At 64.9% G+C, this 20,436-nt stretch carries 15 protein-coding genes; 5 read left to right on the top strand and 10 right to left on the bottom strand.

Annotated elements, in window-relative coordinates:
* Nucleotides 1-9: 9 nt before the first annotated feature.
* Nucleotides 10-2,298 (top strand): hypothetical protein, encoded by a 2,289-nt coding sequence (locus ACFPAH_RS01990; RefSeq protein WP_379739838.1) that lies wholly within the window; start codon nt 10-12, stop codon nt 2,296-2,298.
* 139 nt (nt 2,299-2,437) lie between these two features.
* Here the strand turns inward: ACFPAH_RS01990 and ACFPAH_RS01985 are convergent, their stop codons facing one another.
* On the bottom strand, nt 2,438-4,513 hold the full coding sequence (locus ACFPAH_RS01985; RefSeq protein WP_379739835.1) for a M13 family metallopeptidase: 2,076 nt from the start codon (nt 4,511-4,513) through the stop codon (nt 2,438-2,440).
* Nucleotides 4,514-4,664: 151 nt separating this feature from the next.
* The gene (locus ACFPAH_RS01980; RefSeq protein WP_379739832.1) at nt 4,665-6,719 is read right to left on the bottom strand and encodes a M13 family metallopeptidase; all 2,055 of its coding nucleotides are present in this window, start codon (nt 6,717-6,719) and stop codon (nt 4,665-4,667) included.
* Between the two features lie 510 nt (nt 6,720-7,229).
* On the opposite strand from ACFPAH_RS01980, the gene ACFPAH_RS01975 reads away from it, so the two are divergent.
* From ACFPAH_RS01975 to ACFPAH_RS01965, 3 genes are all read left to right on the top strand, one after another.
* Nucleotides 7,230-8,648: a S41 family peptidase gene (locus ACFPAH_RS01975; RefSeq protein ID WP_379739829.1), complete on the top strand. Its 1,419-nt coding sequence runs from the start codon at nt 7,230-7,232 to the stop codon at nt 8,646-8,648.
* A 123-nt stretch (nt 8,649-8,771) separates the two neighbouring features.
* Complete coding sequence (locus ACFPAH_RS01970; RefSeq protein ID WP_379739826.1) at nt 8,772-9,893, top strand: beta-ketoacyl-ACP synthase III; 1,122 nt, start codon at nt 8,772-8,774, stop codon at nt 9,891-9,893.
* Nucleotides 9,894-10,113: 220 nt separating this feature from the next.
* Entirely contained in the window at nt 10,114-10,872 is a 759-nt protein-coding gene (locus tag ACFPAH_RS01965; RefSeq protein WP_379739824.1) for a hypothetical protein, read from the top strand.
* 45 nt (nt 10,873-10,917) lie between these two features.
* On the opposite strand, the gene ACFPAH_RS01960 is transcribed toward ACFPAH_RS01965, so the two are convergent.
* The 8 genes from ACFPAH_RS01960 to ACFPAH_RS01925 form a co-directional block, all read right to left on the bottom strand.
* On the bottom strand, nt 10,918-12,960 hold the full coding sequence (locus ACFPAH_RS01960; RefSeq protein ID WP_379740231.1) for an FAD-dependent oxidoreductase: 2,043 nt from the start codon (nt 12,958-12,960) through the stop codon (nt 10,918-10,920).
* Between the two features lie 226 nt (nt 12,961-13,186).
* Nucleotides 13,187-13,642: a hypothetical protein gene (locus ACFPAH_RS01955; protein WP_379739821.1), complete on the bottom strand. Its 456-nt coding sequence runs from the start codon at nt 13,640-13,642 to the stop codon at nt 13,187-13,189.
* A gap of 20 nt (nt 13,643-13,662) precedes the next feature.
* Nucleotides 13,663-14,118: a DUF2721 domain-containing protein gene (locus ACFPAH_RS01950; protein WP_379739818.1), complete on the bottom strand. Its 456-nt coding sequence runs from the start codon at nt 14,116-14,118 to the stop codon at nt 13,663-13,665.
* 80 nt (nt 14,119-14,198) lie between these two features.
* On the bottom strand, nt 14,199-15,155 hold the full coding sequence (gene pip / locus ACFPAH_RS01945; RefSeq protein ID WP_379739816.1) for a prolyl aminopeptidase: 957 nt from the start codon (nt 15,153-15,155) through the stop codon (nt 14,199-14,201).
* Nucleotides 15,156-15,206: 51 nt separating this feature from the next.
* Nucleotides 15,207-16,535, bottom strand: coding sequence for an amino acid deaminase (locus ACFPAH_RS01940; RefSeq protein ID WP_379739813.1), 1,329 nt, complete (start codon nt 16,533-16,535; stop codon nt 15,207-15,209).
* Nucleotides 16,536-16,553: 18 nt separating this feature from the next.
* Complete coding sequence (locus ACFPAH_RS01935; protein ID WP_379739810.1) at nt 16,554-16,955, bottom strand: DUF2750 domain-containing protein; 402 nt, start codon at nt 16,953-16,955, stop codon at nt 16,554-16,556.
* Between the two features lie 215 nt (nt 16,956-17,170).
* Nucleotides 17,171-17,911, bottom strand: coding sequence for an acetoacetyl-CoA reductase (phbB, locus tag ACFPAH_RS01930; RefSeq protein ID WP_379739807.1), 741 nt, complete (start codon nt 17,909-17,911; stop codon nt 17,171-17,173).
* Nucleotides 17,912-18,090: 179 nt separating this feature from the next.
* Complete coding sequence (locus tag ACFPAH_RS01925) at nt 18,091-19,269, bottom strand: acetyl-CoA C-acetyltransferase (protein WP_379739803.1); 1,179 nt, start codon at nt 19,267-19,269, stop codon at nt 18,091-18,093.
* Between the two features lie 359 nt (nt 19,270-19,628).
* On the opposite strand from ACFPAH_RS01925, the gene minC reads away from it, so the two are divergent.
* The gene (minC, locus tag ACFPAH_RS01920) at nt 19,629-20,417 is read left to right on the top strand and encodes a septum site-determining protein MinC (protein ID WP_379739800.1); all 789 of its coding nucleotides are present in this window, start codon (nt 19,629-19,631) and stop codon (nt 20,415-20,417) included.
* Nucleotides 20,418-20,436: the final 19 nt, after the last annotated feature.

The raw sequence follows: 20,436 nt of genomic DNA, 5'->3' as shown, positions 1-20,436 counted from the left end.
AATTTTGCAATGCGAATTGCCGCAATCGCGGCATTCGGCACGACCCTCGTCGCCTGCGGCGGCGGTGGCGGCGGCGCGGACGCCGGCCTTGCCACGACGCACTCGGCCAGCCCGGCGGCTCCTGCCGTCGCGGCCGCCACGCCCGCCGGCCAGCCTTTGCCGGTTGCCGGCAGCACCCCGGTCGCGACCTCGCCGATCATCGGCAGCGTCACCTCGGCGCCGACCGCGATCGATCCGGTTGCCCCGCTGACGACCGTCTCCGAACCCGGCACGCCTTCGACCACCACCGAGACGCCCTACAGCGTGTTCGGCGTCGTTACCGATGTCCGCGTCGAAAACACCAGCGCCAGCGCCCAGGCCAACCTGCCGGTCACCTTCGGCCAGGTATTCGCGGCAGGCCACCTGATGCCGGCCGATTCGCTGGTGGGCAAGCTCGACAATGGTACCAGCGTGCCGCTGCAGATCGACGTCAAGGCCACCCACCCCGACGGTTCGGTGCGTCACGCAGTGGTCTCGGGCATCGTGCCGAACCTGGCCGCAGGCGAAAGCCGCACCCTGTCGCTGATGAAATCGAATGCACCGCGCGCTGCCGGCCTGGGCCCGCAAGTCCTGCTGGCGAATAGTTTCAGCGCGTCCGTGCAGGCGACCATCAACGGCGTCCGCTACAACGTCTCGGCCGATGACCTGATCAAGACCGGTAGCGCCTATCAAACCTGGCTGTCGGGCGCGGTCGCCAACGAGTGGCATGTCTCGGCCCCGCTGTCGACGCCCGATGGCGTCGAACATCCGCACCTGACCGCGCGCTTTGCGATCCGCTGGTATGACGCCATCAAGAAGGCGCGCGTCGACGTCACCATCGAAAACGCCTGGGCCTACGAGCCGGACCCGCAAAACATCACCTATGATGCCCAGGTCATGGTGCGCGGCGCCGTCGTGTACTCGAAGCCGGCCCTGAACCACCTGCACCACGCCCGCTGGCGCAAGATGTTCTGGTGGGGCGGTGACGCCGGCCAGGCTTATGTCAAGCACAACACGGCTTACCTGATCGCCAGCCGCGCCGTGCCGAACTACGACCAGAACGTCAAGATCGCCGAAGCCGAGCTGGCCGAGATCAAGACCAGGTTCAGCGGCATCGTGACCGAGCCGATGAACGTCGGCTTGGCAGCCAAGGCCATGCCTGGCACCGGCGGGCGCGACGACATCGGCCTGCTGCCGAGCTGGGCGGCGAGCTACCTGTTGAGCATGGATCCGCGCGCCAAGGATGCGACCCTCGGCACCGCCGACCTGGCCGGCACCTGGTCGATGCACTACCGCGACAAGAACACCGGTCGCCCCATCAGCCTGATTGACTACCCGTACATGACCATCCTGGGCACCCGCGGCGATACGTATAACAAGGTCACGAAACAGTACGAGGCCTTCCCGAGCTGCCCGAAAACCGTGTGCGCCACCCCGTTCCAGCACGACTCGGCGCACCAGCCGAACCTGGCCTACCTGCCCTACCTGGTGACCGGCGACTATTATCATCTGGAAGAGCTCCAGTTCTGGTCGATGTGGAACGTTTTCTCTACCAACCCTGGCTACCGCAAGAACATCCAGGGCCTGCTCGAGCGCCAGCAGGTGCGCGGCCAGGCATGGAGCCTGCGTACGCTGGCCCAGGCGGCCTATATCACGCCGGACAACGATCGCCTGAAGGAGCATTTCAACCGCATCCTGACGAGCAACCTCGACTGGTACAACGCGAATTACCTGAACGGCGGCGCCGGCGCCAACGCACTGGGCGTGCTTTCCAACGCTTCGGCCATCGTGTACAGCGGCGATACCGGCGTCGCGCCCTGGCAGGACGATTTCTTTACCTCGGCCCTGGGCCTCACCGTCGAGCTGGGCTACACCAAGGCGCTTCCGCTGCTGCAATGGAAAGCCACCTTCCCGATCGAGCGCATGATCGGCGACGGTACTTGCTGGGTCGGCAGCGCAATGTACAAGATGTCGGTGCGCGCCACTGCCACCAGCCCGCTGTACACCACCATCGCCGAAGCGTTCAAGGCCAGCGAAGTCGACTATATGACGCTCGCTTGCGGCAGCGCCGAAATGGCGGCAGCGCTCGGTATCAAGATCGGCGAGATGGACGGCTATGCCACCTCGGCGATGGGCTACCCGGCCAACATGCAGCCCGCATTGGCCTACGCCGCGACTTTCGCCGGCGCCCGCGGTATCAGCGCCTGGACCCGGTTCGAGGCACGTCCAGTGAAACCCATCTACTCGAGGGGTGCGCAGTTCGCCATCGTGCCGCGCTAAGCTGCAACGAAAAAACCGAAAGCCGGAGGGGCGACCCTCCGGCTTTTTTCATGTCTGCGGGTGCGACCATATGGGTAAAAAAAAGCCCCGCCAATCAAATTGGCGGGGCTTCCTGCATGGCAGGCCGGCTAGCGGCTGCTTACCAGATGATCACGCGGTCCTTCGGCGCCAGGTACATCTTGTCGCCCTGCTTGACCTTGAAGGCTTCATAGAAACCCGGCTGGTTTTTCAGGGTGCCGTTGGCGCGGAACTGGCCCGGCGAGTGCGGGTCGGTCTTGACCTGGGCGATCTGCGCCGGCTCGCGCATCTTGGTGCGCCAGACCTGCGCCCAGCCCATGTACAGGCGCTGTTCGCCGGTGAGGCCGTCGATCACCGGCGCCTTTTTCCCCTTCAGCGAGATCTTGTAGGCTTTCGCGGCGATGGCGAGACCGGAATTGTCGGCGATGTTTTCGCCCAGGGTCAGTTCGCCGTTGACGTTGTAGCCAGGCAGCGGGCTGTAGGCGCTGTACTGGTCGACCAGCATCTTGGTCTTGGCCTTGAAGTTCTTATGGTCCGACGGGCTCCACCAGTCGCGCAGGTTGCCGTTGCCGTCGTACTGGGCGCCCTGGTCGTCGAAGCCGTGGCTGATCTCGTGGCCGATCACGGCGCCGATGCCGCCGTAATTGACCGCGTCGTCGGCATTCGCGTCGAAGAACGGCGGCTGCAGGATCGAGGCCGGGAACACGATTTCGTTCAGCTCCGGGTTGTAGTAGGCGTTCACCGTCTGCGGCGTCATGCCCCACTCGTCGCGGTCGATCGGTTTGCCGAGCTTGTTCAGTTCGCGGTTGTACTCGACTTCGCGCGAGCGCATCACGTTGCCGACCAGGTCGTCGCGCTTGACCTCGAGCGCCGCGTAGTCCTTCCACTTGTTCGGGTAGCCGATCTTCGGGGTGAACTTGGCCAGTTTCGCCTGCGCTTCCTTCTTGGTTGCCGGGCTCATCCAGTCGAGGGTGTTGATCGAGTCCTTGTAGGCCGCCAGCAGGTTCGCCACCAGCTTTTCCATTCTCGCCTTGCGCTCGGCCGGGAAGTGCTCCTTGACGTACTGCTTGCCGACCGCTTCGCCCAGGCTGCGCTCGACCACGCCGACGCCGCGCTTCCAGCGCGGTTCGTTCTGCGGCGCGCCCGACAGCGTGGTGCCGTAGAAGGCGAAGCGCTGGTCAACAAACGCCTTCGACAGGTAGGCGGCATAGGCGTCGATCATGTGCATCTGCAGATACGCCTTCCAGGTCTCGAGCGAAGTCTTGTTCGCCAGCTCCGCAAATCCCTTCAGGTAGGTCGGCTGGCTGACGATGACGTAGGAGGTCTTGCCGCTGATGCCGGCGCCGTCCAGCCAGGCCTTCCAATCGAAGCCGGGGGCCAGTTCGGCCAGCTTGGCCAGCTCGACCTTGTTATAGGTTTTCACCGGGTCGCGGTTCTCGACCTTGGTCCATTGCGCGCGCGCGATCTCGGTCTCGAAGGCGAGGATCGCCTTGGCGTTGGCGGCGGCGTTCTTGTCGCCGGCCATGCCCAGCATCTTCTCGACGTGCTGGCCATATTTGGCGCGCGCGTCGGCCAGTTTTGCGTCGTCCGTCTTCAGGTAATAGTCGCGGTCCGGCATGCCCAGGCCGGCCTGGTACAGGTCGGCCACGTATTTCGTCGAATCCTTGGCATCCTGGTGGATGTAGAACACGACCGGCACGTCCAGGCCGAGCTTGACGTAGCGCGCCAGCAGGGCCGGCAGTTCGGCCTTGTCCTTGATGGCGGCGATCTTCGCCAGCTCGGCGTTCAGGGGAGTGATGCCCAGTTGCTCGAGGCGCGCTTCGTCCATGTAGCTGGCATACAGGTCGCCGATCTTGCGGGTTTCGCTGCCGGCGGCGGCGTTCTGGTCGCTTGCTGCGCGCTCGATGATGCCGCGCAGTTGCGGCAGCGTGTCGTCGCGCAGCTTGGCGAACGAGCCCCAGCTCGACTTGTCGGCCGGGATCTCGACGGTTTTGAGCCACTTGCCGTTCAGGTATTCAAAAAAATCGTCCTGCGGGCGCACCGACGATTCGATGAATTCGGTGGCGATGCCGGAGGAAAGAACGGGCGCTTTGGTGCTCTTGGCGGTAGCCGCCGCGGCGCCGGATGCGGGTTCGGCCTGGGCCACGCTGGCCACCAGTGCCAGCGTCAATGCGCTCAGCAGATATTGTTTTTTCATGTCTCTCTTTGTCCGTGATGTGGGTCGACCGGATGAAAAACCGGCGCTCATGGCGCCGGCTCGGGGTAGCGAGGTGCACCGGCCGGCCGGGCATCTGCATGACATGCATACGTCTGCATGTCCACGCCGTTTGCCCGGCCGGTCGATGACTTTACCAGATCTTGACGCGGTTTTCCGGCGCCAGATACATCTTGTCGCCTTCCTTCACACCGAAGGCCTCGTAGAAGGCAGGGTGATTCATCACGGTGCCGTTGGCGCGGAACTGGCCCGGCGAGTGCGGATCGGTTTTTACTTGCACGATCTGCTGCGCTTCGCGCATTTTGCTGCGCCATACCTGGCCGAAGCCCATGAAGAAGCGCTGGTCGCCAGTCAGGCCGTCGATCACCGGCGCCGGCTTGCCTTTCAATGAGATCTTGTAGGCCTTATAGGCAATCGCGAGACCGGACAGGTCGCCGATGTTTTCGCCCAGGGTCAGTTCGCCGTTGACGTTATAGCCAGGCAGCGGGCTGTAGCCGTTGTACTGCTTGACCAGCATGTCGGCGCGCTTCTGGAAGGCGTCGCGGTCTTCCTTGGTCCACCAGTCGCGCAGGTTGCCGTCGCCGTCGGACTGGCTGCCCTTGTCGTCGAAGCCATGGCCGATTTCGTGGCCGATCACGGCGCCGATGGCGCCGTAGTTGACGGCGTCGTCGGCGCGCATGTCGAAGAACGGCGGCTGCAGGATCGCGGCCGGGAACACGATCTCGTTCATCGAGCTGCTGTAATAGGCGTTCACGGTCTGCGGCGTCATGCCCCACTCTTCGCGGTCGATCGGCTTGCCGAGCTTGGCGATGTTGCGGTTGTAGGCGAATTCGGAGGCGCGCTTGACGTTGCCCACCAGGTCATCCTTGCGGATGCTCAGCTTCGAGTAGTCGCGCCACTTGTTCGGGTAGCCGACCTTCGGCACGAACTTGGCCAGTTTCGCCTGGGCTTCGACCTTGGTGGCCGGGGTCATCCAGTCGAGTTCGTCGATGCTCTGCTTGTAGGCGGCGGTGACGTTTTTCACCAGCTCTTCCATGCGCGCCTTGCGCTCGGCCGGGAAGTACTTGGCGACATACTGGCGGCCTGCGGCCTCGCCCAGCGCGCCTTCGACGATCGACACGCCGATCTTCCAGCGCGGACGGTTTTCGGTGGTGCCGGTCAGCGTGGTGCCGTAGAAGGCGAAGTTGGCGTCGACGAATTCCTTCGACAGGTAAGGCGAGTATTCGCGCAGCAGCTGCCATTCGAAATACGACTTCAGGGTCGCCAGGTCGGTCTTGGCCAGCGCCTGGTTAAAACCGGTCAGGTAGCTCGGCTGGGCGACGATCACGTAGTCCAGCTTGTTGCCGACGCCGGCGGCGGCCAGCGCCGCGTTCCAGTCGTAGCCCGGGGTCAGCGCCGCCAGCTCGGCCACGCTCATCTTGTTATAGCGTTTAACGGGGTCGCGGTTCTCGACCTTGGTCCACTGCACCTTGGCCAGTTCGGTTTCGAAGTCGACGATGGCTTTCGCTTGCGCGGCGGCGTTCTTCTCGCCGGCCAGGGTCAGGATTTTCGCCACGTGCGCTTCGTACTTGGTACGGGCGTCGAGCATGCGCTTGTCGTCGAGCTTCAGGTAATAGTCGCGGTCGGGCATGCCCAGGCCGCCCTGGCCGATGTAGGTCGCGTATTTGGTGGAGGCGCGCGCATCCTGGCCGACCCGGATGCCGTAGGGCGTGGCGACGCCGATTTTCGAGAGGTGCGCCACCAGCTGCGGCACGCCCTTCTTGTCCTTCAGGGTGCGGATGCGCTGCAGTTCGCCGGCCAGCGGCTTCACGCCCAGGGTTTCCAGGCGTGCCTCGTCCATGAAGCTGGCGTACAGGTCGCCGATCTTCTGGACGTCGGTGCCGGCCTTCTTCGACGGATCCTTTTGCGCGGCCTCGATGATCTCGCGCAGGTGCGCCTGGCTGTCGTCGCGCAGCTGCATGAAGGTGCCGAAGCTCGACTTGTCGGCCGGGATCTCGGTGGCCTTCAGCCACTTGCCGTTCAGGTGGGTGAAGAAGTCGTCCTGCGGGCGCACCGAAGCGTCGATGTACTGGGTGTCGATGCCGGAAATTGGCTGGGCCGGCTTGGCCGCTTGCGGCGCGGTGTCGCCTGCATGGGCGAAGGCCGCGACTGCGGACAGGATCAGGGTGCTCAGAAGGGTACGTTTCAAGGGAAGTCCTCGTTTGCCGATAGAAAACGCGCAGCGGGCAAACAGGTTCTGCCCATGCGCCAACAGGATTGTGTCACTGGCCCGGACCGCGTCAACACTCGTCTTTACAGACGGATCGTGCCCAGCGCGGCGTGCAGGCATCCTGCAAGCATGCCCGATCCGAGCCCATCCGTCGAGAGGGAATGTTGCAAAAATCAATCGTCCCGAACGGCCTCGTCACAGCCGCTGCAAGGCAAAAAAAAGCCCACGACAGGGGGCCGCGGGCGAAACCACTGCTGAGGAGTGGAGAGAGAAAATCTGTGATCGACTATAGGGTCGGTCCTGCGCCGCCGTCCCGACTCTTACAATTACTTACGGGACGTACAAGCGGCTTTACATCCGCCGCTATCTGCCCCGAATCTGGCGCCGGTTTGCGGCAGTGCCGGCACGGGCCTGTCCGATTCGGGTTTATACTGATTGCGCGCTACCTCATGCGTGCCCAGGCGGCTCCCGCCGCCGCCACCAGAACCTATGGCTTCCACTCTCAAGAACACCGGCCTGCTCGCCATCGGCGTCGTCGCCGGCGTCGCCGTCACGATGCAGTTTTCCGCGCTCGCCTATAAACCGGTCGAGCCGAGCATGCCGCTCGACCAATTGCAGCAGCTGGCGAAGGTGGTCGACATCATCCAGTCCGACTACGTCGAGCCGGTCGCGGGCAGCAAGCTGCTGACCGACGCCATCACCGGCATGGTCGACTCGCTCGACCCGCACTCGGCCTACCTCGACCCGGTCGCCTACCGCGAACTGCGCGAAGGTACCGAGGGCAAGTTCGTCGGGCTCGGCATCGAGATCGGGGAAAGCGACGAGGGCTATGTGGAAATCGTCACGCCCATGGAAGACTCGCCGGCCGAGCGCGCCGGCATCCAGGCGGGCGACCTGATCGTGCGCATCGACGGTCATGATGTGCGCGGGCTCGGCCTCGAGGAAGCGGTCAAGTGCATGCGCGGCACGCCCGGCACCCGGGTCACGCTCACCATTGCGCGCGCCAGCGCGCCGCAGCCGCTGGTGCTGGTCGTCGAGCGCCAGGAAATCGTGCAGAAAAGCGTCAAGGCAAAAATCGTCGAGCCCGGTTACGGCTGGCTGCGCGTCGCCCAGTTCCAGGAGCCGACGGTCGACGACATGGCGAATAAACTGGCCGAACTGGCGCGCAAGGAGCCGCAGCTGAAAGGCCTGGTGCTCGACCTGCGCAACGACCCCGGCGGCCTGCTGCAGGGTGCGATCGGCGTCGCCGCCGCCTTCCTGCCCGAGGGCGTCGAAATCGTGTCGACCAATGGCCAGCTGCCCGAAATGCGCGCCCGCTACTATGGCCGCCCCGAGCACTACATGCTGCGCAGCGGACGCGACCCGCTGGCGGTGGTGCCGCAGCTGTTCAAGACGCTGCCGCTGGTGGTGCTGGTCAATACCGGATCGGCCTCGGCCTCGGAAATCGTCGCCGGCGCCCTCCAGGACCACAAGCGCGCCGTCGTCGTCGGCAGCCAGACCTTCGGCAAGGGCTCGGTGCAGACGATCCGCCCGATCGGACGCGATGCCGCCGTCAAGCTCACTACCGCGCGCTATTACACGCCGAGCGGGCGCTCGATCCAGGCACGCGGCATCGTGCCCGATTTCGCCGTCGACGAGAACGTCGACAACGACGGCCTGAACGCCCTGCGCCTGCGCGAGGCCGACCTCCAGCGCCATCTGTCGGGCGACGGCGGGCAGGAAAAAAAGACGCGCCCGGACGACATCGAGGCGCAGATGGCCCTGCTCGACGCGGCGCGCGCCAGCAAGCCGCTCGACTACGGCAGCGCCGGCGACTTCCAGCTGGCGCAGGCGCTCAGGCACCTGAAGGGCGAACCGGTCCAGCTGTCGAAGGGTCAAACCGGGCAGGCGCTGGCGCGCCGGCACTGACGGCAAGCGGACATTGGGCAGGGTCAGGATGGTCTCCCCGACAATTCCCAGGGGCGGCCCGATTGTGTAGAATCGCCGTCATTCGCCGGGGAATCCCCCCTTATCTCCTTTGAAAGTCCAACCATGAAACCTGTCGTCATCAGCGGCACCGGCCTGTTTACGCCTCCGTATTCCATCTCGAACGACGAGCTGGTGACGGCGTTCAACGCCTACGTCGAGCTGCATAACGCCGAGCACGCCGACGCGATCGCCGCAGGCACCGCGACCGCCCTCGAACCGTCGAGCAGCGCGTTCATCGAAAAAGCCTCCGGCATCAAATCGCGCTATGTGATGGAAAAGGAGGGCATCCTCGACCCAAGCCGCATGACCTCGCGCATCGCCGAGCGCCGCGACGACGAACTGTCGCTGCAGGCGGAAATCTGCGTTGCCGCCGCGCGTGAGGCGCTCGAGCGCGCCGGGCGCGTCGCCAGCGATATCGACATGGTGCTGGTGGCGGCGTCGAACATGCAGCGCCCCTACCCGGCAATGGCGGTCGAGGTGCAGGAAGCGCTCGGCATCGACGGCTACGGCTTCGACATGAACGTGGCCTGCTCGTCGGCGACTTTCGGCATCCAGACCGCGATGGCGGCGGTCCAGACCGGCCAGGCGCGCGCCGTGCTGGTGCTCAATCCCGAAATCACCAGCGCCCACCTGAATTTCCGCGACCGCGACAGCCATTTCATCTTCGGCGACGCCTGCACCGCAATCGTCATCGAAGCGGCCGACACGGCCGTGAGCGCGCACCAGTTCGAGATCCTCGAATCGAAACTGAAAACCAAGTTCTCGAACAACATCCGCAACAACTTCGGCTTCATGAACCGCTTCGACGAGTCGGGCGTGGGCCAGGACGACAAATTGTTCCGCCAGCAAGGCCGCAAGGTGTTCAAGGAAGTGTGTCCGATGGCCGCCGAGATGATCCGCGACACGGTGCACGGCGCCGGGCTGGAGATCGGCCAGGTGGCGCGCTACTGGCTGCACCAGGCGAACCTGAACATGAACCTCTTGATCGCGCGCACCCTGCTCGGGCGCGACGCCGAGCCGAACGAAGCGCCGGTAATCCTCGACACCTATGCCAACACCTCCTCGGCCGGCTCGATCATCGCCTTCCACAAGTACCAAGACGATCTGGCGGCGGGCGCCCACGGCGTGATCTGCTCGTTCGGCGCCGGCTATTCGATCGGCTGCGTTGTGGTGCGCAAGAAATAAAAACGCATTAGATCATTACTGTTTAGTTCGTTTTTTCTACACGGCTAATGGCCGTTTCCAGGGCTGGCACAGCCTGGAAACGGCTTTTTTTTATTTCCCGCCGTTTGTGTCGCTACGGCGCAACCAACACTGCGTACTGCTGAGAAATTTGTTGAAATAATGTACATAGTTTCTGCTAAGATGAAAGACTAAAAACCAATATTTACAGAGGGGACAAGTCATGGGAGAAATGATGGAGAAGCAGGCGCTGTTTGCCGATGGACGTCAGGTTGTCGTCGGACCGGCCCAGCTGTACGGCGTCCACCGCAAACTCGTCGCCGTGGCCCTGCTGCTGGTGCTGGCCCATTGCGCGGCCATGGTGCTGAAATATGGTGCAGGCAAGGACACCGTCTTCGGCCTGGTACCGCTCTTCGATTTCTATGAAGAGCACAACGTCCCCACCTATTTTTCGTCCTTGAACCTGCTGCTGACATCCGCGCTGCTGTTTGCGATCGCCCGGCTGGAAACGGCCAACCGCGGCAAGCAAGGCCATGCCTGGCGCATCCTGGCCGCGGGCTTCCTGTTCATGTCGGTCGACGAATTCGCCGACCTGCGCCAAATCCTGGCACGCGCCGTCAAAGGCATCTCCGGCTCCGGATTCGAAGGCGTCCCCCTGCTGACCGTGGCCTGGACGGTGCCGATCGCGGCGCTGCTGGTCGTGTTGGCGATCTATTTCATTCCGTTCTTGCTGCGCCTGAAGAAGATCTACATGATCCACTTCGCACTGGCCGGCGCGGCCTTCGTGTTCGGGGCGATGGGTTTCGAAACCATCGAAGGCCACCACGTGGTACTGACCAAGGGGGTGCGCGACTTTGCCTTCATGGTCATGGTCACGCTCGAGGAAACGATGGAAATCTTCTCGATCCTGTATTTCCAGTATTTCCTGCTGCGTTACATTAACGAGTACCACCGCAACATCTTCTTGCGCCTGAATTACTGAGGACCGATCGCGGCAGGCAGGGGCACGATACCTGCCGCGCCCGCCTTACAGGCGCGCCGCCAGCTGCGCGCCTTCCCGGATCGCGCGCTTGGCGTCGAGCTCGGCAGCCAGTACGGCGCCGCCGATCTTGTGGAAGGCCGGGCTGGCGCCCTTCCCTGCGCTTACTGTGCCGGGCGTCAGCTCGTCCAGGCTCTCCTGCCCCGCGCAGACCACCACGTTGTCCACTTCCAGCAGGCGCGCCGCGCCGCCGACGGTAATGTGCAGGCCGGCGTCGTCGATCCGGTCGTACTGCACGCCCGCCAGCATCTGCACGCCGCCGCGCACCAGGGCGGCCCGGTGCACCCAGCCCGAGGTTTTGCCGAGGCCGGCGCCCGGCCGCGTGCTCTTGCGCTGCAACAGGTACAGTTGCCGGTACGGCGGCGCCGGCGTCGGCTTGACCAGGCCGCCCTCGACCGTCGCCGCCAGGTCCACGCCCCATTCCGCCGTCCAGTTCGAGAGCGGCAGCGGCAAGGGGTGGGCCGGATCGTGCAGCAAATACTCTCCGGTATCGAACCCGATGCCGCCGGCGCCGATGATCGCCACCCGCTTGCCGACCTGCGCCTTGTCGCGCAGGACGTCGAGATAGGACAGCACCTTCGGATGCTCGATACCGGGAATGGCCGGCATGCGCACGCGCACGCCGGTGGCGACGATCACGTCGTCGAATCCGGCGGCCAGCAGTTCCTCGCGCGTGACGCGCCGGTTCAGCTTGACCTCGACCCCAGTCGTTTCCAGCTTGCGCGCGAAATACCGGATCGTCTCGGCGAATTCCTCCTTGCCGGGGATCTGCATGGCGACCCTGAACTGGCCGCCGACGCCATCCGACGCTTCGAACAGCGTCACCGCATGGCCGCGCTCGGCGGCGACGGTGGCCGCCGACAGCCCGGCCGGCCCGGCGCCGACCACGGCGATGCGGCGCGGCCTGGCCGTTTTCGCATACACCAGTTCGGTCTCATGGCAGGCGCGCGGATTGACCAGGCAGCTGGCGCGCTTGTTGGCGAAAGTGTGGTCGAGGCAGGCCTGGTTGCAGCCGATGCAGGTGTTGATCTCGTCGACGCGGCCGGCCGCGGTTTTCGCGACGAAGTCCGGGTCGGCCAGGAAGGGGCGCGCCATCGACACCATGTCGGCGTCGCCGCGCGCCAGCACGGCTTCCGCCTCGCCCGGCATGTTGATCCGGTTCGAGGCCACCACCGGGATGCCGACTTCGCGTTTCAGGCGGCCCGCCACGCTGGCAAAGGCCGCGCGCGGCACCGAGGTGACGATGGTCGGCACCCGCGCCTCGTGCCAGCCGTAGCCGGTATTGAGGATGGTGACCCCGGCCGCCTCCAGGGCGCGCGCCACCGTCGCCACTTCGTCCCAGGTGTTGCCGCCTTCGACCAGGTCGAGCACGGAGTGGCGGTACATGATGATGAAGTCAGGGCCGACGGCCGCGCGGATGCGCCGCACGACCTCGACGGCCAGGCGCATCCGGTTCTCGATCGCGCCGCCCCAGCGGTCAAGACGCTGGTTGACGCGCGCGCACAGGAACTGGTTCAGCAGGTAGCCCTCGCTGCCCATCACCTCGACGCCGTCGTAGCCGGCCAGTTTCGCCAGGCTGGCGCAGCGCACGTAGGCGCGGATGGTCGACTCGATGCCGGCTTCGCTCAGTTGCTTCGGCTTGAATTTTGAGATCGGCGATTTCACGGGAGACGCCGAGACGACGAACGGCTGATAGCCGTAGCGGCCCGCGTGCAGGATCTGCATCAGGATCTTGCCGCCCTCCTCGTGCACCGCGCGGGTGACGCGCCGGTGGTTCGGCACGTCGCCGATGAAATTCAGGGTACCGCCAAAGGGCAGCAGCCAGCCCTGCCGGTTCGGGGAAATGCCGCCGGTGACGATCAGGCCGACACCGCCGGCGGCGCGTTCGCGATAGAAGGCGGCCAGTTTGCCGTAGTTGTAGAAGCGGTCTTCGAGCCCGGTGTGCATCGAGCCCATGATCACGCGGTTCTTGAGCGTGGTGAATCCCAGGTCGAGGGGACGCAGCAGGTGGGGGTAGGCGGTGTTGTTCATCACGGCATTATCGTGGAAATACGCCGTGAAATCCGTGGAGCGGTGGTTCTAAAAACGCGTAGGGTGGGCGGCTCGACCCGGATGCCGGATCTGCCAGCGACAGTCATGCCGCCCACGCGTTCAATCCCTGCATGGACTGACGCGAAGTTTCATGAGCCGGTTGAACGCGTGGGCGGCACACAAGTCGCCTCCATGCATGTTACCGGGTGGAGCCGACCACCCTACCTCAGACCAGGTGACTTTCGGGCGCGCGCAGTTCCGCGAACTGTTCGATGCTGCCGATGCGTACGGTCACCGGATTCAGGCTGGCGCCCGGCGACAGCGAGCGCCAGGCGAAGCGCCATTCCTGTTCCTGGGCCTGGGCCGCGGTCTGAGTAAAGGCGGCGCCCAGCGGCGAGCGGCTGCCGTATTCGACGGCGCCGTCGATGCCGGCCCAGTTCGGCAGCGCGCGCTGCACGGCGCGGTGCAGGCGCTCGCCGAACAGCTCGGTGTTGTGGATCACCAGGCAGCAGTCGGCAGGGCCGAGCACCTCGAACAGGTTCTTGCTGAATACGCGCGAGAACGACAGGGTGAGGAAACCGTTGCCGGGGACGAGCCGGAACTGTCCGGCAGCGAGCGCCTGTTCGAGCTCGTGGCGCATGCCGTACAGGTGCAGGGTGGGAGGGCGCTGGTAGTCTTGCATGTGAAACCCGATGTCAGTGGTTAGGTGCGGCGCTGGCCCGGCGCCAGGGTGCCGTCGTGCTGCATGCGCATGAAGCGCGAGGAAATGAAAATCTCGCGCAGGAAAAACACGAAGCTGAAGATCAGGCCCAGCATCGCCAGCACGAAGGAGGCGGCAATGTACTGGTCGAGCCTGATGTTGGCGCTGTCGCCCAGGAACAGCATCGCAATCACGAGGCAGACCAGGAAGCCGCAGGCCGTGCTCGAGGTGATCGCGTAGTTGATCAGGTGCGAGCGGGTGTACAGCACTTCGACTTCCTTGGTGTACTCGTCGTTGGCGGCGATGCGCAGGCGGTCTTCGAGCACGCGGGTGCGGTCGATGATGCGCGCCAGGCGATTGGTCAGCACCGTCAGCTTGGTCGCCACGCCCGTCAGCAGGAACACGGGCGCGATCGCCAGCTGGATCATGTGGCCGATGTCGCTAATCTGGATATTCATGAAAACACGTTGTTTGGCATAGTAGATGTGTCAGGCATAGTGTAGCAGCCCGCTCTGGCGATGCCGGACTTGCCGCGGCCTCAATCGAAACGGCCGTGGCGCTTGAACGCTTCGGTCGCGCCGACCAGGGCGCGCGCGATGCCCAGTTCGAGTGCGCCGTGGCCGGCGTCGGGCACCATGCGCAGCTTCGCGCCGGGCCAGGCCGCATGCAGCCGGTGCGCCGACAAGGGCGGGCAGATCACGTCGTAGCGGCCCTGCACGATGACGGCGGGCAGGTGATTGATGCGCCCGATATTGCGCACCAGCTGGTCGTCCGACAGGAAAGCGCCGTTGGCCATGTAATGCGCCTCCAGGCGGCCCACGCCGAGGTCGAGCGTGTCGGACGGCTGCTCCTCGTCCTGCGGCAGCAGGAACACGCGGCGGCCCTCGAAGCGGCTCCAGGCGCGTGCCGCCGGCCAATACACGTCGGGGTCGTCGCACAGCAGGCGGCGGGTGTAGGCCTGCAGCAGGTTGTCGCGTTCGGCCGGCGGGATGGGCGCGATGAATTCTTCGTACAGCTCGGGATAGAACCACTGGACCCCATGCAGGAACCAGTCGACTTCGGCCGGCGTGCACAGGAAGATCCCGCGCAGCACGAAGCCGAGGCAGCGTTCGGGATGGGCCTGGCCATAGGCCAGCGCCAGCGTCGAGCCCCAGGAGCCGCCGAAGACCAGCCAGCGCTCGATGGCGAACATCGCGCGCAGGCGTTCGATGTCCTCGATCAGCAGCTGGGTGGTGTTGTTGCGCCACTCGCCCAGCGGGGTGGACTTGCCGGCGCCGCGCTGGTCGAACAGGATGATGCGGTAGGCCTGCGGATCGAAGAAGCGCCGGTGCTGGGGCGAGAGGCCGGCGCCCGGCCCGCCGTGCAGGAACAGCACCGGGATGCCGCGCGGGTTGCCTACCTCTTCCCAATAGATCGTGTGCAGCTCGTCGACGGCAAGCATGCCGTGGCGAATCGGTTGAATCGGCGGGAACAGCGACGGCGGAGTGGCAGGCATGGCGGCTCTCTTGAAGTTCGAGCAAGGATTGTAGCTTACCGCCCCCTGCTTTCAGAAGCAGGTATTGATTGCCCCGCGCACGTGGTAATCGTCGTCCACCGCCAGCAGCAGCGGCCACTTGTCGAAGGTGGTGCAGGGATGCGAAATGCCGCAGCCGACCAGGTCGCCCACGGCCAGCTCGGTGCACAGCGGGTGCCCCTCCGGCAGGCGCAGGTAGGCATGCTGGTCGTTCAGCTTGACGATCGCGCAGCCTTCCGGCAGCCGGTGCGGCGTGCCGGGACCGGGCCGGTGGTACAGCAGCGGCAGCGGCAGGTCGGCGTCGTAGGAGGCATCGCGCTTGCCCATGCCTAAAATGGCCAGCGCCGGTTCGGGGCGCGATTGCACCATCGCCCACACCTCGAGGGCCGGACGCAGGCCATCGGTCTCGCCTTCGCGTTCGTCCAGCTCCCTGAGCAGGCGCCGATAGGTGCCGTGGTCGCTCGTCAGATAGCAGCCGCTGCGCAGCACCGCGCGCACCGGCCGCGACAAGCCATCGACCTGGCCCCGCATCTGGCCAAGCTGGCGCGCCACCAGGTCGAAATACGAGGAGCCGCCGGCCGACAGGATGATCTCGCCGGCCGTGAACAGGCCTTCGTCGTCGGCGCTGCGCGCCAGCCCCACCAATTGCGCCAGGAAGGCGTCGACCGCTGCCAGGTCGGCCGCGCGGTCGTCCGTCACCAGCAAGCCTTCGTAGCCCTCGAAACCGGCCAGCAGCAGGCCCGGCGCCCCGGCGATGGCGCGTGCGACCGTGATCGCTTCCTCGGGCGAGCGGCAACCGGCGCGCTTGCCGGCCAGGCCCAGTTCCACCAGCACGGGCAAGGGCCGCGCCAGAGGGTGCAAGGCGACCGCCTGCGCCAGGCGCGCCACCCCGGCCAGCGAATCGGCCAGCACGATGCAGTCGAAATCGGGATCGCCGTGCAGCAGCGCCAGCACGGCCTGGATGTCGGCCTTCGCAATCAGCTGGTTCGCCAGCAGCACGCGGCGCACGCCGAAACGGTGCGCGACCTGCACCTGGGTCGCCGTGGCCAGCGTGATGCCCCAGGCGCCGTTGGCCAGCTGGGCGCCGAACAGCTGCGGGCTCATCGTCGTCTTGCCGTGCGGCGCCAGGGTGACTTGATGGCGCGCGCAAAAGCGCCGCATCCAGTCCAGGTTATGGAGCAGGCTCGCCGTTTTCAGCAGTGCGACCGGGAAGCTGGTGTCGGCATGCAGCACATTCCAGCCCTGCACGCCGATCGCGCCCTGGCGCAGCGGCTCGGTGATCGGCAAGCCTTTGATGCCGGGCTGCAGCAGTTGTTCTTCGAGGGCGGCCAGGGCCAGGCCGTCGTGCGGGAGGGTGTGCATGGGTTTCTTTCTTCTTTTTTATCCGGTCTCGCCCTGGCCGGCACCGGGCTGGCGCTGGCGCGCGCGCAGGTCGCTGCGCAACTGGTCGTGCGCCGGGGTCAGGCCGTACTCGTCCGGCGTATAGGTAATGCCGGGCAGGATGCCGTCGGCTTCGAGCTGGGGCAGCAATTCGTCGAACAGCTCCTGCAGCGCGAATTCCTGTGGCACATAGCCCGCCCATTCGAGCACGGCGCATTGCTGCGCCAGCGCGCTGGTCGGCCACATCGGGAACACGAGGGCGCCATCGTCGGTCTTGCCGATGGCCCAGCCGTCGCGGTAGAGGCCCCATACCCGGCCGGTATCGGCAACGCGGCGAATGAAATGCTCGTAGCGCAGTTCCCTCGGCATCACGAGAACGGCGGCTTGGGAATCGGTGGTCATGGGCAGCATCGAAGTGGATCAGCCCTCAGGATACAAAAAAACGGCGGCCGCAGCGCACGCTCCCGTGCGCGGGTGCGCTGCCTGGCGCGCCGGCAGGAGTCCGGAGCGCAGCGGCAGGCAGCCGACCTCGCGTCCCATCAATGAAAAAATGAAAAAATGAAAAAATGAAAAAGCACTGCCGCGGCAGTGCTTTTTCGGATAGGGCAACGCCCGTCTCAGTACATGTGCTGGCCGCCGTTGATGGCGATGTTAGCGCCAGTAACGAAGGCTGCTTCATCCGAGGACAGGTAAGCGACCAGGCCGGCGACTTCTTCCGGCTTGCCGAGGCGTCCCATCGGGATCTGCGGGATGATTTTGCTTTCCAGCACGTCACTTGGGATGTCCATCACCATCTTGGTGCCGATATAGCCTGGCGAAATGGTGTTCACGGTCACGCCCTTGCGCGCCACTTCCAGCGCCAGTGCTTTGGTAAAACCGTGCATGCCGGCTTTCGCGGCCGAATAATTGGTCTGGCCGAAGGCGCCCTTCTGGCCGTTGACCGACGAGATGTTGATGATGCGGCCCCAGCCGCGCTCGACCATGCCGTCGCAGACCGGTTTGGTCATGTTGAACACGGAATCGAGGTTGGTCTTGATGACCGCATCCCAGTTGACCTTGTCCATCTTTTTGAACGTCATGTCGCGCGTGATGCCGGCATTATTGACCAGCACGTCGACCGGGCCGACTTCCTGTTCGACCTGCTTGACGCAAGCCTGGGCCGAATCGTAGTCGGCCACGTCGCACGGGTAGGCCTTGAAGTTATAGCCCTGTTCGCGCATCGATGCCAGCCAGCTTTCGGCCTTGGTATTGCCCGGCGAGTGGGTCGTGACGACGGTATATCCGAGTGCCGCCAGTTTAATGCAAACCGCCTCGCCCAGGCCGCCCATGCCGCCCGTTACCAGTGCTACTCGTGCCATTTGTCTTCTCCTGTTTTGGTGGGGGGCCTTGATAAACCTACTGCGCGTCGGTGTGTCGCTCTGCGATGCTCGCTGTACAGGAGTACAGCTGCGCTTCTCGAGCAACACCCCTTCCGCTCGCTACGTTTTCTCAAGGCCCCGATACGTACGTGGAAAGCGTTTTTTTATAAGAGCAGTTATCAGTCGCGTTCGACCGCCAGCGCCACACCCATCCCGCCGCCGATGCACAGGCTGGCCAGGCCGCGCTTGGCGTCGCGGCGTTTCATTTCGTGCAGCAAAGTCACCAGCACGCGCGCGCCGGACGCGCCGATCGGGTGGCCGAGCGCAATCGCGCCGCCGTTGACGTTGATCTTCGACGTATCCCAGCCCATTTCCTTGTTGACGGCGACCGCCTGGGCCGCGAAGGCCTCGTTGATTTCCATCAGGTCGAGGTCGTCGTGGGTCCAGCCGGCCTTTTGCAGGCACAGGCGCGAGGCCGATACCGGGCCCATGCCCATGATGGTCGGGTCCAGGCCCGAGGACGAATAGGCCTTGATGCGCGCCAGCGGGGTCAGGCCCAGTTCACGCGCTTTCGAGGCGCTCATCATGATCACGGCAGCGGCGCCGTCGTTCAGGCCGGAGGCGTTACCGGCCGTGACGCTGCCTTCCTTGTTGAAGGCCGGGCGCAGGCTGGCCAGCGCCTCGATCGTGCTGCCGAGCTTCGGGTATTCGTCGGTATCGAACACCACCGGGCCTTTTTTCGACGGGATCTCGATCGGGATGATCTCGTCCTTGAACTTGCCTGCTTTCATGGCGGCCTCGGCCTTCAGTTGCGACTGTAGCGCGAACTCGTCCTGCTCCGCGCGCGAGATGTCGTACTTGCGTGCAACATTCTCGGCCGTCACGCCCATGTGGTACTGGTTGTACACATCCCACAGGCCGTCGACGATCATGGTGTCGACCAGCTTGGCGTCGCCCATGCGGAAGCCGTCGCGCGAGTTCGGCAGCACGTGGGGCGAGGCGCTCATGTTCTCCTGGCCGCCGGCAATGACGATGCTGGCGTCGCCGCAGCGGATCGCCTGGGTTGCGAGATGGGTGGCTTTCAGGCCGCTGCCGCAGACTTTATTGATGGTGTAGGCCGGCACCATGTCGGGCAGGCCGGCCTTGATGACGGCCTGGCGCGCCGGGTTCTGGCCGGCGCCGGCGGTGAGCACCTGGCCCATGATGACTTCGCTGACGGTGGCCGGGTCGATGCCGGTTTGGGCAAGCAGCTGGCGGATTACCTGCGCGCCGAGCTCGGCGGCGGGAACCTTGGCGAGAGACCCGCCGAATTTGCCGACCGCGGTGCGGCCGGCGGCTACGATGACGACGTCTTCCATGTGTTCTCTCCGGTAACTGGCTGGGCCAGGATTGAGGGCAGTGATGCTGCTCGTATGCGCGATGGCGATAGGAGTGTGCACCGGATAGGGTGCAGGCTGCCGATTCGGCCTGGCGGAAACCTCGCATGTTAGGTTTCGCGTCTGCGTTTTCGTTTGAGCGAAGTCAATCTTATCAGCTTATTCATGGAAAACAACCCGTATCTCCACTGGCTTGACAACAGGTTTTGCGCCAGCTAGCGCGGCCGAAATACCGAACTGGAAACGGTTCGCCATTGCCCTTAGGAATGATTGGGAACTGCTGCCCATTTCAGCAAATTTCACAGTAGAATGCACGGGCTAATCCAACCTGAACCGTTTACATGTCGAAAAGCCCGTCTTCCCTGCCCATCGAAATCAAGATCTCCACGGTCGTCGCCATCTCGGCGATCCTGCACTCGAGCGACCCGATTGCGATCGATGCGGCGCTCAAGCAGATGACCGGCGGCACGTCGGACTTTTTCGAAGATGAATTCGCGGTGATCGACGTTGGCGCCATCGCCGCCGGGACCGCCTACATCGACTGGCGCGCGCTGGTCGACCTGCTCAAGAAATACCGCCTGAACGCGGTCGCCGTGCGCGGCGCGACGGCGGAGATGGAAGGTCCGGTCAAGGCGCTCGGCCTGGCGCTCGACGACGGCGCCGCCGGTGCCGAGCGTGCCCGCGAGGACGTGGCGGCAGCCACGGCGGCGAGCGCAGCGGTGACGATCGTGCCGGTGGCCCCGGCTGCGCAGGTCCCGGCGCCGCAAGCGCAGGCGCCCTTGCCGGCCCTGATCGTCGACACCCCGGTGCGCGCCGGCCAGCGCGTGTACGCGCGCGGCTGCGACCTGATCGTCACGGCGGTGGTCAACAATGGCGCCGAAATCATCGCCGACGGCAGCATCCACGTCTATGCGCCGATGCATGGGCGGGCGCTGGCCGGTGCGTCCGGCAATGCCGAGTCGCGCATTTTCGGCCTGGCGCTGGAACCCGAACTGGTGTCGATCGCCGGCGTCTACCGCACCTTCGACGACGGCTTCCCGGCCGAGCTGGCACGCCAGCCGGCGCAAATCAGGCTGGTCGGCGACCGAATCGATATATCATCGCTGACTCCGGCTTCGACCCGCATGTAAGCCAGCTATTCCCAGTTAC

This window comes from Massilia sp. GCM10023247, assembly GCF_042653325.1.
Classification (GTDB): domain Bacteria; phylum Pseudomonadota; class Gammaproteobacteria; order Burkholderiales; family Burkholderiaceae_D; genus Telluria.
The sequence above is the reverse complement of the archived record's forward strand: the minus strand, read 5'-3'. Positions and strand labels throughout refer to the sequence as shown.